Consider the following 15358-nt stretch of genomic DNA (forward strand, 5'->3'; position numbering starts at 1 on the left):
CGACCGTGGCCGCATGGCCCCGTACGTCCGGGGGAGTAGCCGGGGCGGGCGTCCAAAAGTGGACATTCCCGCTTCGGTTTTACTCCGGTGAGTCATGCTGGAGTGATCGCTCACGTGGTGGAGGTGCCGGGCGCATGAGGAGTGTCGTCGTCACGTCGCTGGGAGTGCTCACGCTGGCGGGGCTGCTCGCCCCGCCCGCCCAGGCGGCTCCAGCCCCGCACGCGCCACCTCCCAAGGAGGTCAAACGGCCCGTCGCGGAGGGGTACGGCGGCGCGGTGGCCACCGTGGACCTCGACGCCAGCAAGGCCGCCCTCACGGTGCTGCGCCAGGGCGGCAACGCCATGGACGCGGCGGTGGCGGGAGCGGCCGCGCTCGGCGTGACCGAGCCCTACTCGGCCGGTCTCGCGGGCGGCGGCTTCCTCGTCTACTACGACGCGCGGCACCGGAAGGTGACCACGATCGACGGCCGCGAGACCGCCCCCCGGGCGATGACCTCGACGGCCCTGGAGGGCATCCCGTTCGCCGAGGCGGTCAGCAGCGGCCTGTCCGTGGGAGTGCCGGGCAGCGTCGCGCAGTGGGACCTGGCGCTGCGGAAGTACGGCACGATGTCGCTGCGGCAGGCGCTGCGTCCCGCGATCGAGATCGCGGACAGGGGCTTCGTCGTCGACCAGACGTTCTACGACCAGACCCAGCAGAACGCCGACCGGTTCGCCGACTTCACCTCGACCGCGGCGCTCTATCTGCCGGGCGGGCAGCCGCCGCCGGTCGGGTCCACCTTCCGCAACCCCGACCTCGCTCGCACCTACCGTGAGCTGGGCATCCGCGGCCCCGCCTGGCTGTACGGCGGTGACCTCGGCCGGGAGATCGTCGCCACGGTGAAGAAGCCGCCGGTGCGCGACGGCGCCACCCGGAACGTCCGGTCCGGGCTCATGGAGGTGGGCGACCTCAGGGCGTACCGCGCGCTCGAACGGCCGCCGACCAAGGTCACGTACAAGGGCCTGGACGTGTACGGCATGGCGCCGCCCTCCTCGGGCGGATCGACGGTGGGCGAGGCGCTCAACATCCTGGAGGCGCTGCCGAAGATCGGCCTGCACGAGTACCTGGAGGCCTCCCGGCTCGCCTTCGCCGACCGCAACGCCTACGTCGGCGACCCCGCGTACACGCCGGTGCCGCTCGGGGACCTGCTGTCGGACGGGTTCGCGAAGGAGCGCGCCTGCCTGATCGGCCCGCGGGCGATGCCGCACCCCGCCGCGCCCGGATCGCCCGACGGCTCCTACTCGCCCTGCGCCGCTCCGACGACCCCTGCCGCCCCCGCCGCCTCGGCGCCGGAGGAGAAGAAGGAGGGCCCGGAGACCACCCACCTCGTGGTGACCGACCGCTGGGGCGACGTGGCGGCCTACAACATCACGATCGAGCAGACCGGCGGCAGCGGGATCGTGGTGCCGGGACGCGGCATCCTGCTCAACAACGAGCTGACCGACTTCACCTTCGGCCCGGCGCCCGGCGACCCCAACCTGCCCGCTCCCGGCAAGCGCCCGAGGTCGTCCATGGCCCCCACGATCGTGCTCAAGGACGGCAGCCCGCTGCTCGCCGTCGGTTCGCCCGGCGGCGCCACGATCATCACGACCGTGCTGCAGATCCTGGTCAACCGGCTCGACTTCGGCATGTCCCTGCCCGACGCCGTGGCCGCGCCGCGCGCCTCCCAGCGCAACACCGCCGCCACCCAGGCCGAGCCCGCGTTCACCCAGCGGTACGGCGCGGAACTGACGGCGCTCGGTCACACGCTGACGGACGTCCCCGGGCCCCCGGCGGGGGAGATCGGCGCGGCGACCGGTCTGGAGTTCCTCCGGAACGGCAGGGTCCAGGCCGTCGCCGAGCCCGCACGGCGGGGCGGAGGCAGCGCCCTCGTGGTCGCCACCCACCGCTGAACCAGCAGGTGACCGCGCCCGAGAGATTGCCCAGGCATGGTGAAGCCGCCGACGGGCGCGGTCGTCGGCGGCTGGTACAGGTATGTCAGCGAACCAGGAGGTACACCACCACGGCGAGGACGACGACGAGCGCCACGCCGACGGCGATCCACATCGGCAGGCGGGACGGCTGCTCCTTGGAGATCTCCGCGTCCTGCTGCTGAGCGAACACCCGGAAAGCCTGAGTGTTTCCGGCCGGGTCGATCTGAGGGTCGGACATGGCACGACTCTAGCGACACGTGCGGTCCCCTGGCCGCGATTTGTCGGATTTCGCGCTCTCCCGGTGCCGGGGCGCGGACGGACGAGCGTTCCCGCCGGTCGCCGGGCAACCACGGCGCGCGTGCGGGACCGCCGCGGGCGGCGGATAGCGTGGTAACCATGCTCCGCACCCTTCTGTCTCCCCGGCTGGTGGCCCTGCACCTGCTGGTCATCGGGGTGCTCGTGTCGTTCACGTTCCTCGGCCGCTGGCAGCTCGGCGTCTTCGAGTCGTCGGGCGCGCCGCGACGGGCCCCCGATCCCGCTCCGGTCGCCGTCACGCAACTGACCCAGGTTGGGCGGTACGTCGGCGTGGACGCCGTGGGCCGCAAGGTGACCGCGACGGGCGCCTACGACGCGGCGAACCAGCTCCTGGTGGCCGACCGGGTCGCCGACGTCGCCGCGCCCGGCGGGCGGGCCGCCCGGGGAGACGGATTCTGGCTGCTCACCCCGCTGCGGCTCGCGGACGGCACGGTCGTCCCGGTCGTACGCGGCTGGGTCTCCTCGGCCGGGGATCCCGCGACAGCCGTGCCGGAGGGCCCGGTCACGGTGAGCGGACGGCTGCGGCCCGCGGAGCAGACCGACGACGTGCAGCGCACCGGGCTGCTCCCGCGCGGCCAGGTGGCGACCGTGTCGACGGCGGAGCTGATCAACATGTGGCCCGACGCGCGGGTGCGGGACGGATTCGTCGTCGCCACCGCCCAGGAGCCGCCCTCCCGCGTGACGCCCGTGGCCGTGCCCGCCCCGACCATCGGCGGTGGCCTGACCTGGCGGAACCTCGCCTACGCCCTCCAGTGGTGGGTCTTCGCGTTGTTCGCCGTGTACATGTGGTTCCACTTCGTCCGCGACACCCTGCGCGGGCGGCGGCAGGAGCCGGCGACGCCGGAGTCCGCGGGGCCGGCCGCGCCCATGGAGGCCTGACGCGCCCTGCTCCGGGCCCTGGGACCGGAACCGGCGGCCGGCACGGATATCGTGTGGTGACCGTTTCCCCAGCAGAGGTGTTGATCGACGTGGAGTCCGCGCTCAACTTCTACCGCGTCATGGCGTACGTCGTCGGCGTCATGCTGCTCGTGCTCTGTGTCGGCATGGTCGTCAAGTACGGCTTCGACAACGGGACGATGGTCGCGGTGGTCGGGCCGATCCACGGCTTCCTCTACATGGTCTACCTGGTGGCCGCGATCAACCTGGGCCTGATCAAGGCGCGCTGGTCGATCGGCTACCTGCTGCTCGTGCTCGTGGCGGGCACGATCCCGTTCCTGTCCTTCGTGCTGGAGCGCAGCGTCACCGAGCGCGTCCGCAGGACGATCGCCGCCACCTCGTGAGGGCATGAAAGGGCCCGGCCGCGCATCCCGTACGGGGAGCGGCCGGGACCTTCCGGCGCCGGGGCCTCAGCCGCCGATCTGACGCCGCCGGATGCGCCGCAGGCGCGTCCGCTGTGACTCGTCGAGCATGAAGTAGGCGGCGACCGGGGCACCCAGCACGCCGAGCGTGATCAGCCAGGCCAGGATCGTCGGCACCGGCAGGATGAACACCAGCACGGCCACCACCGCCGCGCCCACGTAGTACTTGCCCAGTGGCGACATCGTCAGGCCTTTCGTGTGGATCCCCAGTGGGGGATCGTCCGCGTCGCCAGGACAACGCCCGGGGCGGGCGGCGAGTTCCGCACGGCCCGGCGGGGAGCTCAGCCCTCGCCGGACTCGGGCTTGCCCATCGCCTTGCGGATCAGGTCGCGGGCGCGATCCATGATCGCGAGTGGGGTGCCCATCAGGATGTTCTCGGCCGGTGAGGTGACCCCAGGGTGCGGGTGCGTGGGCGCGACGGCCTCCGCGGCCTTGACCCCCACGGCCATCGCCCTGCGCTGGCCCTCGGACGTGCACGCCTTCAGTTCGGAGAACTCATAGCGCTCCTCGGCGGCGGCGTGCGCGAACACGGCGGCCCTGAGCCGCTCCAGCTCCTGCGTGAACCCCGGCGCCGTCGCGTCCATCTCGTCGAGACGGCTGAGCAGTTCCTTCGCCTCTTCCTCCTCCTGCAGCCGGTTGTCCACGATCGCGTCCCCGCCGACCAGCTTGCGCCGGGCGAAGGGGTGGACGATCTCCTCCTCCGCCGTCTCATGTACGGCGAGCAGCCGGGCGAGACGGCTGAAGGCCTCCTTGCGCTCCTTCCCCCGGCATCTGTCCACCTCGTCGAACAGCTCCCGGATGAGGGCGTGCTGCTGGATCAGGAGATCGATCACGTCGTTCTCCCGCATGGTCTCCGGCCTTGACTGGCGGTCCATAGCGCCTCCTTCCTGGTCATATCCGGGCTACCCGGAACCGGGACCCGAAACCACGACCGGCGGAATCGGCGCGGATGCCGCCGCAGGTCACGGGGGTGCGGACACCTCGCCACGCCCGCCCGCCGCGGCGTGATGTGCCGCAGGGGATCCGCAGGGGTGTGCACTGCAGGGGATCGCGGTGTGCGCTGCACGGGATCTGCACAGTCGCGGACGGCGCTTCTGCACAGGCGGGTCCTACGCTTCGTGCATGGCCTTCCCCCAGCAACGCCGTGTGCTCGTGGTCGAGGACGACCAGACCATCGCGAACGCCGTACGCCTCAGGCTCCTCGCGGAGGGCTTCGACGTGCGGGTGGCGGGCGACGGCGAGGGGGCGCTCGCGGCCTACGCCAAGGCCGAGCCCGACCTGGTGGTCCTCGACCGGCTGCTGCCCGGCCTGGACGGCCTGGAGGTCTGCCGCAGGATGCAGGCCGCCCGCCCGGTGCCGGTGCTCATGCTGACCGCGCTCGGTGAGGAGACCGACGTGCTGGTCGGCCTCGGCGTGGGCGCCGACGACTACATCACCAAGCCCTTCAGCATGCGGGAACTCGTCGCCCGCATCCACGCGCTGCTGCGACGGGTGGAGCGGGCCGGCCTGCTGGCCCAGGAGGAGACGGTGATCCGGATCGGCGACGTCGAGATCAACACCGCCGAGCGCCGCGTGTTCGTGCGCGGGACCGAGGCGCAGCTCACCCGGACCGAGTTCGACCTGCTGCGGCGCCTCGCCGAGCGTCCCGGCCAGGTCTTCGAGCGGGAGCGGCTGCTCTCGGACATCTGGGGCTTCTCGGAGGCCGCCGCGACCCGGACCGTGGACAGCCACATCCGCGCCCTGCGGCGCAAGCTCGGGTCCGAGGTCGTCCGCACCGTTCACGGCGTCGGTTACGCGCTCGTCCGCCCGTGACGCGCGCCGCGAAAGGGAGAGCCAGGCGATGAGGCCGCTCGACTTCCTCGGCCGGATCAAGGTCAAGCTCGGGATCGTGATCGTGCTCGCCGTGGTCGCGGCGTTCGTCGTGAACGAGGTGGGCATCAACTCCGGCCTGTCCCGCGACCTGAGGATCGCGATCGCCGTCGCACTAGCGATGATCATGGTCCAGTTCCTCGCCCGCGGCATGATCCGGCCGCTGCGCGAGATGGCCGCCGCCGCGCAGACGATCGCCAAGGGCCGGTACGGCCTGCGGGTGACGGCGACCTCCCGCGACGAGGTGGGCGAACTGGCCCGCGCCTTCAACGCGATGGCGGCCGACCTCGCGGAGGTCGACCGGCAGCGGCGCGACCTGGTGGCCAACGTCAGCCACGAGCTGCGCACCCCGATCGCCGGTCTGCAGGCGGTGCTGGAGAACGTCGTCGACGGCGTGTCGCCGCCCGACCTCGACACCCTGGGCACGGCCCTCGCCCAGACGCAGCGGCTGGGCCGTCTCGTGGCCCAGCTTCTCGACCTCTCGCGGCTCGACTCGGGGGCCCGCCTGATCGAGCCGGAGGACCTCGACCTCGCGTCGCTGTGCCGCCAGGCGGTGTCGGAGGCGTCGATCGCGCGTGACGACGTGACCGTCGAGAGCGCGGTGCCGCCAGGGACCGTCCTCGCCGCCGATCCGGCCCTGCTCGCGCAGGTGCTGGCCAACCTGCTCGACAACGCCGTACGGCACAGCCCGCCGGGTGGGAGGGTCCGGGTGGAGACGCGGGCCGCAGGCCCGGTCCTGGAGATCAGCGTGATCGACGACGGCCCCGGCATCCCGCCGGGGGAGCGGGCCCGGGTGTTCGAGCGGTTCTCCCGGCTCGACGCCGGGCGGGCCGCCGACGCGGGTGGCGCGGGGCTGGGTCTCGCGATCGCGAAGGAGATCGCCGAGTTGCACGGCGGGACGATCGGCGTGGCCGACCCGCCGTCGGTGAGAGACGATCACGGACCGGCCGGGGGATGCCGGATGGTCGTCACGCTGCCACGGCACCGGGAACCGGCGGCGGGCGAGGGCCTGGACGCGCCCGTCCACGCCGGTGAGCGAAGGGGGACCATGAACGCCAGGCAGGCCCGCGGGGGCCGCTCCGACGATCAGCGCGAGGGAACCGGTCTGCCGGCTCCACCCGCCGGGGGAATACGGGATGCCGGTACTCCGGCCGCGCCTCGGGACGCCGGGCTTCGGGACGGCGTGCTGCTGGATGGGGGAGCAGAGCGTGGGGTGGTCGCGGCCGGTCATGTCGCGGCCGGTCATGTGGAGCGGCACGGCGTGGTCCCGGCCGTGCCTGCGGAGGCCGGGGTTCCGAATGCCGGGTTTCGGGGTGGCGAGCTTGTGGACGGTGGCGCGGAGCGCGGGGTGGTTGCAGCCGGTCATGTGGAGCGGCACGGAGTGCTCCCGGCCGTGCCTGCGGACGCCGTGCCTGCGGAGGCCGGGCTTCGGGATGGCGAGTTTGTGGACGGTGGTGCGGAGCGGGGGGTGGTCGCGGCCGGTCACGCGGAGCGGCACGGCGTGGCCTCGGCCGTGCCTGCGGACGCCGGGCTTCGGGACGCCGGGCTTCGGGACGGCGAGTTTGTGGACGGTGGTGCGGAGCGCCACGGCGTGATCCCGGCCATGCCTGCGGAGGGGCGCGGCGCTGTCGCGGCTGGGGTGCGAGGCACGCACCCCGAGGCGTCCGTGCCCCTGGCGCCAGCGCACCCTGTGCCTCCAGTGCGTCCGGTGAGTTCGGTGAGTCCGGCGGACGACTCCGCCCGGGAGCACACGCGGGGCGACGCGAGGGGCGGCGCGCGGGACGACACGAAGGGCGTTGAGCGCGGGGAGGAGCACCGGCGGGGCGTCTCGGCGTCGTCGTGGGGAGGGGAGCGTGGGGGGCCCGCGGGTCCGCCTGCCGATCCGCCCGTGACCTGGCCGTACGCCGCGCTCGCTCAGGCCCGGCACGGGCGCTCGGCCAGGGCGGCGCTCGGCGCGGGCCTCGGCATGGTGGGCGGCTTCCTCGCCGGGCTGATCGCGGCGGCCGTCCTCGGGGTGTACGGCGAGGGGTTGCTGGGAGCTGCCGCGATCCTGCTGTTCACCGTCGGCGGCGCGGCCGCGGGCGCCGCTTTCGGCTCGTCCCCGGTCCACCGGTACTCCGGGGCACCGCAGGGGCAGCCGCCGCAGGGCGAGAGGCGGGCGGGGGAGGCGCTGCGGGGCGAGAGACCGTGGGGGGAGACGCCGTGGAGCGAGGCGCCGGCGTACGTGCCGCCGCCGCTGTTCCCCCGGCCGGATCTGCCGGACGCGCCCCGGTGGTTGTTGCCGGCCGCCGGGGCGGCGGGCCTGGTCGCGGCCGTGGCCCTGCCGTACGCGTCGGCCGGGCTCGGTTCCGTGCTGACGGCGGTCGCGCTGGGGGCGGCGGCCTTCCCGGCGGTGCTGCCGCGGCGGCGCGGCCGGCTCACCCCGTGGACGGTGACCCTCGGCCTGCTGGCGTACGCGCTGGTCGCCGTCGCCCTCTTCCGCGACGCGGAATGGCTGGTCGCGCCGGTGCTGCTGGCGGCGTTCGCCGTGGGGTCGCTCGCGCTGTCCGGCGGCGGGCGGGGCTGGCTCGGGGTGATCAGAGGAGGGATCTCGGTCGTCTTCGCGATGCTGCCGGTGCCGTGGTTCCTGGCCGGGCCGGTCCGGAACCTGGCGCGGCGTAGCCGCGTGCTGCCCACCCTGGTCGGCGCCGCCGTCACCGTCGTGCTCCTGGCCGTCTTCGGCCTGCTGTTCGCCTCGGCCGACGCCGTCTTCTCGGCGTTCGTCAGCGACCTGCTGCGGACGCCCGACTGGGCCTGGGACCTGCCGTACCGGATCTTCGTGTTCTGCGTGTTCGCCGTGCTGGCCGTGGCGGCGGTGCTGGTGGGCCTGCGTCCGGTGGCCGAGCCCACCCCGCCCGACCTGCGGATGTCCCTCGGCCGCCAGGTGTGGATGATCCCGCTGATCGGGCTGAACCTGCTGTTCGCGGCGTTCGTGACCGTGCAGATCACGGTGCTGTTCGGCGGAAGCCGCAGGGTGCTGTCGACGGCCGGCCTCACCTACGCGGAGTACGCCAGATCCGGCTTCTTCGAACTCGTGACGGTCAGCGTCTTCGTGCTCGGCATCGTCGCGGGCGCGGTCGCGCTGCTGCGCCGGCAGAGCCGGACCGACCGCCGGCTGCTGGCCGTGCTGCTCGGTCTGCTGTGCGCGTTCACGCTGGTCATCCTCGCGTCGGCGCTGCACCGCCTCGGCCTCTACACCGACGCGTACGGCCTGTCGCGGCTGCGGGCCTCGGTGGAGGCGACGATCTGGTGGCTCGGCGCGGTGTTCGTGCTGGTATCGGCGGCCGGGGCGGTCCGCCTGGCCGGCCACGGCGCCGGATGGTTCTTCCGCGGGCTGGTGCTGCTCACCGGGGTGTCGCTGCTGGCGTTCGCGGTCTCGGACCCCGACGCGCGGGTGGCCGAGACCCAGCTCACGATCCGCGGCGTGGAGCGGCTCGACCACGGCTACCTGGGCGATCTCGGGGCGGAGGCCGTGCCGATCCTGGACAGGCTGCCCGAGCCCGACCGCAGTTGCGTGCTGCGGGACGTCGTGGCGGTCAACCGTCTCGACCGGCCGGACTCCTGGAACGACTGGAACCTCGCCCGCGCCCGCGCCCGCGAGGTGCTGGCGAAGCGGCCGGTCCTGCAAGGCGGCGACTGCCCTGCCCCCGACCGCGGATACGCCTACGACTGACACCGTGCCCGACTGACACCACGCCCAAGTGACACCGTGCTGACACCCTGCCCGAGTGAGACTGTGCCTGACCGACACCGTGCCCGTGGTGCGCGGGCCCGGCTCTGGTCGTGCTCAAGCCACGGCCTGACCGGGCCCGGACGAGCCCGGACGTGCCTGGACGTGGCCCGACTGGGCCCGGACGTGGCCTGGGCGTGGTCAGCCGGCCAGGACCTCGCGCAGCGTGACGGCGAAGTTGTCGGGGTCGCCGGGCATGCCGAACGTGTCGTCGAGGAACCCGCCGTGGTTGCTGGGGAACGTCACGGGCTTGGAGCCGAGCCGCTCGGCGACCGCCACGCCCGCGCGGTACGCCAGCTGCCCCTCCGACTCGACGCCGACGCCGACGACGACGCGGGCCGGGGCCGCGCGCAGCGCCTCGAAGTCGGGCTCGTAGTGCGTGCAGGTCACGAGGTTCTGCGCGAACAGCGCGTCGTCGCGGGTGCCGTCGTCCTCGGCCGGCAGCCCGAACTCGGCCGGGTTGGGCCTGGGCTGGTCGGCGAAGTCGGCCGGGATCTCGCCCTGGTGGCCGACGACCGCGATGAACTTCACCATCGCCGGGCCGAAGCCCTCCTTGTCGTACGTCCGCCGGATGTCGGCCACGGCGGCGAGCGCCTGCTCCCGGTCGGGCAGCACCTGGGCGATGGGGGGCTCGTGCGCCACGAGCGTGCGCACCTGCTCCGGGTGCCGGGCCACGAGCGCGAGCCCGTTGACCGCGCCGCCGCTGCTGGCGAAGACGTCCACCGGGCCGCCGCCGAGCGCGTCGATCAGCCGGTGCAGGTCGTCGGCGTGCAGGTCGGGCGTCGACTCGGCGGCGCCGTCGGTCCGGGTGCTCCGCTCGATCCCGCGGGGGTCGTAGGTCACCACCGTGCGATCCCGGAAGTGCCCGGCCAGGGCGTTGAACCCCCGGGCGTCCATCGGCGAGCCGATCATCAGCAGGATCGGCGCGTCGCTCTGCCCGGCCTCCCGCACGTCGTAGTGGAGAACGCAGCCGGGCAGTTCGAGGGTGTGCGTCCTGGGTTCGGTCACGTGCTCGCTCCTCTTGGCAGGCGGGATCAGGCCGGCGGAAAGCGAGAGCTCTCCATCACCGTCGGTCACACCCTATATCGAACACTTCATCGAACGCAGCACGTACGGCGAATCGGAGCGCCGCGGTCGTCAGAGGGCCGCGCGGGCCTCCGCGACCTGCCGCGCTACGCCCTCGGCGCCGCTCTCCTCCGCGAGCCGGGCGGCCTCGCCGAGCAGCCGCAGGGCGTCCTCCCCGCGGTTCTGCGCGGCGGCGATGTAGGCCAGCCCGACCAGGTTGGCGGCGACGCCCGGCTGGAAACCGATCTCCCGGCGCAGCCGCGCCGACTCCTCCAGGAGTTCCCGCGCCGGCTCCAGCCGTCCGGCCATGTGCTCGGCGACGCCCAGGTGCCTCAGCGCGTACGACATCGTCAGCGTGTCGCCGGTCGCCTCGGCAAGTTCGTACGACCGCCGCAACGCGGTCCCGGCCGCCTCGTGGTCGCGCCGTACGACCTGGTGGAAGCAGCCGATCCAGAAGAGCGCCTCGCCCTCGCCGCGCAGGTCGCCGAGCCGCCGGTAGAGATCGGCGGCCCGTTCGAACAGGTCCGGTTCACGAGGGTCCTCCTCGCCGCCCTCCAGGGACCGCGCGTGGACGACCCGCCCCCGCGCCAGGGCGAGATCGGCCTCGACCGCGTCCAGTTCCCGGTCGGCCTCGGTGAGGGCCGAGGCGTCGCCGCCGAAGACCGCCCGCTCGTAGAGCGTGCCGGCCCGTTCGATTCGTGGGTCGCCGCTCATGCCCGATCCCCTCTGTGATCATCGGTGCGAGGGCGCGAGTCTACTCCCGGGACGGTGTCCAGTACGATCCACCGAGGTGGTCGGGAGAGGGCGAGGGGGGCCGCTGATCGATGGACAGCGCTCTGTACGTCTTCGTCGAGGACCTGCGCGCCGAGGGTGTGCGCGGGCTGCTCGACCGGGCCTCCGCGTACGGCGTTCGCGGCGTCGCGGTGGCCGCGGCCTACCACCAGGCCAGGGACGTCACCCCGCACGGCGCCACGCGGCTGACGCTGCGCCGTGACGGCGTCCACTTCCCCCCGCCGGAGGACCTGTTCGGCGGGTTGCGCCTGGCCCCGCCAGTGCAGCCGGGAGCGGAGGACCGGCCGATCGAGGAACTACGCGCGGCTTGCGCCGAACGGGGGCTGCGGCTGCACGGCTGGGCCGTCTTCCTGCGCAACACCGCGATCGGCCTGGCCCACCCCGACGTGACCGTGGAGAACTGCTTCGGCGACCGCGGCGCTCCGGCGGACCTGTGTCCCGCGCACCCCGACGTGCGGGCGTACGCGGTGGCGCTGGCCCGGGCCGTCGCCCGGCAGGGGGTGGACACGGTCGTGGCCGAGTCGCTGCACTTCGCGGCCTTCGGCTACGAGCGGTGCTCGGTGCCGCTCGGGCCGATGGACGCCTTCCTGTTCGGTCTGTGCTTCTGCCCCCACTGCATGAGCCGGGCCGCCGACCTCGGGGTGAACGCCGAGACGGCCAGGCAGGAGTGCGCGAGGATCGTCGGGGGCGTGCTGGACGGCGATCCCCCTGCGGAGGGCGAGGTCACGCGGGCGGCGTTGACGGCCTACGCCGGTCCGGAGGCGGTGGCGTACGCGCGGGCCCGCTCCGAGAGCGTCACCTCGCTGGTGGGGGAGGTCGCCGCCGCCGTCACGGCGGAGGGCGCGCGGCTGACGTTCGCGGACGCGACGGGGGCGGCGAAGGGCTACGCCCACGGGCTGCCCTCGGCCGCCCTGGCCGCGCACGACTCCTGGCAGCTCGGGATCGACCTCGTGGCGCTCGGCGACCTCGTCCCGTCGTTCGCGGTCCTCGGCTACGCCCGCGACCCCGCCCGGATCGCCGACGACGTCGCCGCCTACCGCCGCTCGATCGGCAAGAACCCCGAACTGCGCGTCGTGCTGCGTCCGGGCGCCCCGGACACCGACTCGGCCGACCGGCTCGCCGCCAAGGTCCGCGCCGCCCGTACGGCCGGAGCCGGGGCCGTGGACTTCCACGCGTACGGCCTGGCCTCCTTCGACGCGCTCACCCGCATCACCGGCGCGCTCGCCTGAAGCCCGAGCCGAGGTGTCGCGTCTTCCGAACGCGGCCGGCGACAAGCCGCTCACCGCGGCGGTGATCTTCTTCGGACGGGTGCGGACCTACCTCTGAAGGGTCACGGTCGGCAGGCGAGAACGCCGGGCACGCGGCTGTACCGGTCGACCCAGCACGCAAGGTCGGCGTCGATGTAGCCGAGGCACTGCAGGATGGTCTGGTGGTCGGCCTGAAGGTGGCGGTGGTGGATAGGGCAGTGGTGAGCGATCTTGTTGCGTAGCACGCGTAGGTGGTCGAGATAGCGGTGCAGTTCCCTGCGTCCGCCTCGATAGCCGGGGAAGGCCCGGTGCAGGGCCGTACGCCACAGGCGTTGGTCGTAGTTGTTGCCGGGGCCGAGCAGGGAGGCCCAGAAGCCGAAAGGCAGTTCGTTCTCGATCTGCTCGGGAATGGCCGCGCGGCCTTGCCTGCGTAGCTGATCGCTGACCTCGCTGATCTTGCGCTGGGCGCCGAAGTGCAGGTCGGCCTCCTCCCACCAGTCGGTCCGCTGGAAAAGCCTCACCAGTTCACGGCTGAGGGCGCTGCGCAGCCCGACCTCCAGGTACTGCAGGGGGCCGTAGAACGCCGCGCAGATCTCGGTGTTCCAGCAGTGCAGGCGTAGTGCGGCTCTGGTCTGCCCGTCGCACAGCGCCTCGTACTCAGCGATACGGGCGACCGACAGCACCTCCCGCAGCCGCATGGCCTCGGCCTCCTCCATTTCGCGCCCGTGCCCCCTGTGCTACTGTGAGTGACATAAGCCCCGGTGTTGCCTCTGCTACGGTACGCAGCCGGGGCACAGCTTTGCGTGAGCAAGGCTGCCACATCTGCCGCGCCGGATGGTGGGCAACGCATCATTCGCGGGCTCCGCGGCATGGACTCGCCGCCGCACCCGGGCCGTGGCATGTGAGCCGGGACCCGGAATCGAAGGCCCGTCATCCCCGGGCACGCCAAGCCCAAGCGGAGTATTACGACCGATCCGTGACGAGAGCGTCCGCGAGGACGGTCAGACCGGCGGCGACCCGCGCCGCGTCGCACTCGCGCAGCACGGCGGTGACATGCTCGGCGGCGAGCGGGGCGAGCAGCGCGTGGGCGAGGTAGTCGGCGTCCGCGCCGGGGCGTGCCTCGGCGAGCAGGATCGCCAGGTGGCGGTGCCAGAAACGGTAGGCACCGATCCGATATCTGGCGCCGGGGCTCGCGGTCTCGGAGACGCGGAGCAGATCGAGGTATTCGACGAGGTAGTCGGTGTAGGCCGCGACGAACGCCCGCACCCGATCGCCCGCCGGGGCGCCGGGCCCCAGCGGCGGCGGCCCGGACAGGATGCGCTCCTGCAGGTCCCGTTCCTTGTCGTCGAGCAGGGCGGCCACCAGCCCCGACTTGTCCCCGAACCGGCGGAACAGCGTGCCCTTGCCCACCCCGGCCTCCGCCGCCACCGCGTCCATCGAGACGGCCTCGACGCCGTGCTCGCGGAACAGCTTCGCCGCCGCCTCCTGCACCCGTAGCCGGTTGCGGGCGGCGTCCGCGCGTTCGCGGGGCGGGTCCGCCAGCAGAGAGGTGAGGTCCCTTGACGAACCGGACTGTGGTCCGGTAATTTTCGAGGCGTTCACACAAACGGACTGTAGTCCAGTTAATTGGAGGACGCAATGACCGCGCTCATCAGCAGGGACGAACTCAAGGCCGCGATCGACGCCGGCACCGTCACCGTCGTCGACGCGCTGGGCGGCGAATACCACGCCCAGCAGCACCTCCCGGGAGCGATCCCGCTGACGGAGGCGGAGGTCGCCGAGCGGGCCGCCGAACTGCTCCCGGACAAGAACGCCCCGATCGTCACCTACTGCTCGAACCCCTCCTGCCCCAACAGCCAGGCCGTGGCCAACCGGCTGACCGCGCTCGGATACACCGACGTGCGCAAGTACCGGGAAGGCATCCAGGACTGGGTCGAGGCCGGCCTGCCGGTGGAGTCCCTTACCACGGCGTCCTGACCGGTCTCGGGGAGTTCAGGCGGACTCGCGGACGACGAGTTCGGTGGGGAGGACCACAGAGGTGGCCGGGCCACCCCGGAGGAGGCCGAGCAGCAGCCGGACCATCGCGGCGGCCTGCTCGCTGACCGGGTGCCTGATCGTGGTGAGCGGGGGCTCGGTGTAGCGGGCCGCCTCGATGTCGTCGAAGCCGACGACCGCCACGTCGTCCGGCACCCGGCGGCCCGCCTGGCGCAGGGCCTGCAGCGCCCCGATCGCCATGAGGTCGTTGGCCACGAACACGGCGTCGAGGTGCGGGTCGTCCTGGAGCAGGTGGCGCATGGCGACGGCGCCGGACTGCCGGGTGAAGTCGCCGACGGCGACGATCGAGCGGCGGTCGGAGTCGCGCAGCGCGTCGCGGTAACCCGTGAGCCGGTCCTGGCCGCCGATCATGTCCTGCGGGCCGGCGATGGTGGCGATGCGCCGCCGGCCGCTGTCCAGCAGGTGGCGCACCGCCTTCTCCGCGCCGCCCACGTTGTCGTTGTCCACGTACGGCAGGGGCACCGGGACGGCCGGCCTGCCGTACGAGACGACGGGGACGCCCATCCGCGCGAGGGCGGCGGGCAGCGGGTCGGCGCCGTGCATGGAGATCAGCATGACCCCGTCGACGTGGCCGCCGGCGACGTAGCGCTCGATCCTCGCGTGGCTCTTCGGAGAGCCGGCGAGCATCAGCACGACCTGCCTGTCGGCGGCCTCCAGCTCAAGGCTGGCCGACCGGATGACCGTGGAGAACATCGGGTCCTCGGAGAAGACCCGGGTGGGCGGCTCGGACACGACCAGCGCGACCGAGTCCGTCCGCTGGGTGACGAGGCTGCGCGCCGCCGAGTTGGGGACGTATCCCAGCTCGTCGACGGCGCGCATGACGGCATCCCTGATCTGCGGGGTCACCGTCAGCTGCCCGTTGACGACCCGGGAGACGGTCGCGCGGGACACTCCCGCCCGCGCCGCGACCGCCTCCAGCGTGGGTCGTTTCATGCGTCC

At 73.1% G+C, this 15358-nt stretch carries 15 protein-coding genes; 7 read left to right on the forward strand and 8 right to left on the reverse strand.

Annotated elements, in window-relative coordinates:
* The first annotated feature begins 134 nt into the window (after positions 1–134).
* Positions 135–1928 carry a gamma-glutamyltransferase gene (gene ggt, locus FED44_RS28350; RefSeq protein ID WP_138462639.1) on the forward strand — a complete coding sequence of 598 codons (1794 nt, stop codon included), beginning with the start codon at positions 135–137 and terminating at the stop codon, positions 1926–1928.
* Positions 1929–2013: 85 nt separating this feature from the next.
* Here ggt and FED44_RS36100 read toward each other — a convergent pair whose 3' ends face one another.
* Positions 2014–2187 carry a hypothetical protein gene (locus tag FED44_RS36100; RefSeq protein ID WP_165900670.1) on the reverse strand — a complete coding sequence of 58 codons (174 nt, stop codon included), beginning with the start codon at positions 2185–2187 and terminating at the stop codon, positions 2014–2016.
* Positions 2188–2345: 158 nt separating this feature from the next.
* Here FED44_RS36100 and FED44_RS28355 point away from each other — a divergent pair, with 158 nt between their 5' ends.
* Both FED44_RS28355 and FED44_RS28360 read left to right on the forward strand, forming a co-directional pair.
* A complete protein-coding gene (locus tag FED44_RS28355) occupies positions 2346–3143 on the forward strand; it encodes an SURF1 family protein (RefSeq protein WP_138462640.1) in 798 nt (265 codons plus the stop codon).
* A 56-nt stretch (positions 3144–3199) separates the two neighbouring features.
* A complete protein-coding gene (locus tag FED44_RS28360) occupies positions 3200–3544 on the forward strand; it encodes a DUF3817 domain-containing protein (RefSeq protein WP_244302340.1) in 345 nt (114 codons plus the stop codon).
* 66 nt (positions 3545–3610) lie between these two features.
* On the opposite strand, the gene FED44_RS28365 is transcribed toward FED44_RS28360, so the two are convergent.
* Together FED44_RS28365 and FED44_RS28370 are read right to left on the reverse strand one after the other, a co-directional pair.
* Positions 3611–3805, reverse strand: a complete 195-nt coding sequence (locus FED44_RS28365; protein ID WP_111700734.1) for a hypothetical protein — start codon at positions 3803–3805, stop codon at positions 3611–3613.
* 98 nt (positions 3806–3903) lie between these two features.
* On the reverse strand, positions 3904–4497 hold the full coding sequence (locus FED44_RS28370) for a hemerythrin domain-containing protein (RefSeq protein ID WP_244302341.1): 594 nt from the start codon (positions 4495–4497) through the stop codon (positions 3904–3906).
* Positions 4498–4744: 247 nt separating this feature from the next.
* Here FED44_RS28370 and FED44_RS28375 point away from each other — a divergent pair, with 247 nt between their 5' ends.
* Positions 4745–5434 carry a response regulator transcription factor gene (locus tag FED44_RS28375; protein WP_111700733.1) on the forward strand — a complete coding sequence of 230 codons (690 nt, stop codon included), beginning with the start codon at positions 4745–4747 and terminating at the stop codon, positions 5432–5434.
* Between the two features lie 28 nt (positions 5435–5462).
* Positions 5463–9203: a DUF4153 domain-containing protein gene (locus tag FED44_RS28380; protein WP_138462641.1), complete on the forward strand. Its 3741-nt coding sequence runs from the start codon at positions 5463–5465 to the stop codon at positions 9201–9203.
* 198 nt (positions 9204–9401) lie between these two features.
* Here the strand turns inward: FED44_RS28380 and FED44_RS28385 are convergent, their stop codons facing one another.
* Positions 9402–10268: an alpha/beta fold hydrolase gene (locus FED44_RS28385; protein WP_138462642.1), complete on the reverse strand. Its 867-nt coding sequence runs from the start codon at positions 10266–10268 to the stop codon at positions 9402–9404.
* 129 nt (positions 10269–10397) lie between these two features.
* Positions 10398–11039, reverse strand: coding sequence for a tetratricopeptide repeat protein (locus FED44_RS28390; RefSeq protein WP_111700731.1), 642 nt, complete (start codon positions 11037–11039; stop codon positions 10398–10400).
* Positions 11040–11149: 110 nt separating this feature from the next.
* Between FED44_RS28390 and FED44_RS28395 the strand changes: the two genes are divergently transcribed.
* Complete coding sequence (locus FED44_RS28395; protein WP_138462643.1) at positions 11150–12346, forward strand: hypothetical protein; 1197 nt, start codon at positions 11150–11152, stop codon at positions 12344–12346.
* Between the two features lie 101 nt (positions 12347–12447).
* Here the strand turns inward: FED44_RS28395 and FED44_RS28400 are convergent, their stop codons facing one another.
* Together FED44_RS28400 and FED44_RS28405 are read right to left on the reverse strand one after the other, a co-directional pair.
* Positions 12448–13062, reverse strand: a complete 615-nt coding sequence (locus tag FED44_RS28400) for a hypothetical protein (RefSeq protein WP_138462644.1) — start codon at positions 13060–13062, stop codon at positions 12448–12450.
* 265 nt (positions 13063–13327) lie between these two features.
* Complete coding sequence (locus FED44_RS28405; protein WP_111700728.1) at positions 13328–13966, reverse strand: TetR/AcrR family transcriptional regulator; 639 nt, start codon at positions 13964–13966, stop codon at positions 13328–13330.
* A 36-nt stretch (positions 13967–14002) separates the two neighbouring features.
* Between FED44_RS28405 and FED44_RS28410 the strand changes: the two genes are divergently transcribed.
* Positions 14003–14341, forward strand: a complete 339-nt coding sequence (locus FED44_RS28410; protein ID WP_111700727.1) for a rhodanese-like domain-containing protein — start codon at positions 14003–14005, stop codon at positions 14339–14341.
* A 15-nt stretch (positions 14342–14356) separates the two neighbouring features.
* Here FED44_RS28410 and FED44_RS28415 read toward each other — a convergent pair whose 3' ends face one another.
* A complete protein-coding gene (locus FED44_RS28415; protein WP_138462645.1) occupies positions 14357–15352 on the reverse strand; it encodes a LacI family DNA-binding transcriptional regulator in 996 nt (331 codons plus the stop codon).
* Positions 15353–15358 lie beyond the last annotated feature (6 nt).

This window comes from Microbispora triticiradicis (assembly GCF_005864065.1).
In the GTDB taxonomy this organism is placed as follows: domain Bacteria; phylum Actinomycetota; class Actinomycetes; order Streptosporangiales; family Streptosporangiaceae; genus Microbispora; species Microbispora triticiradicis.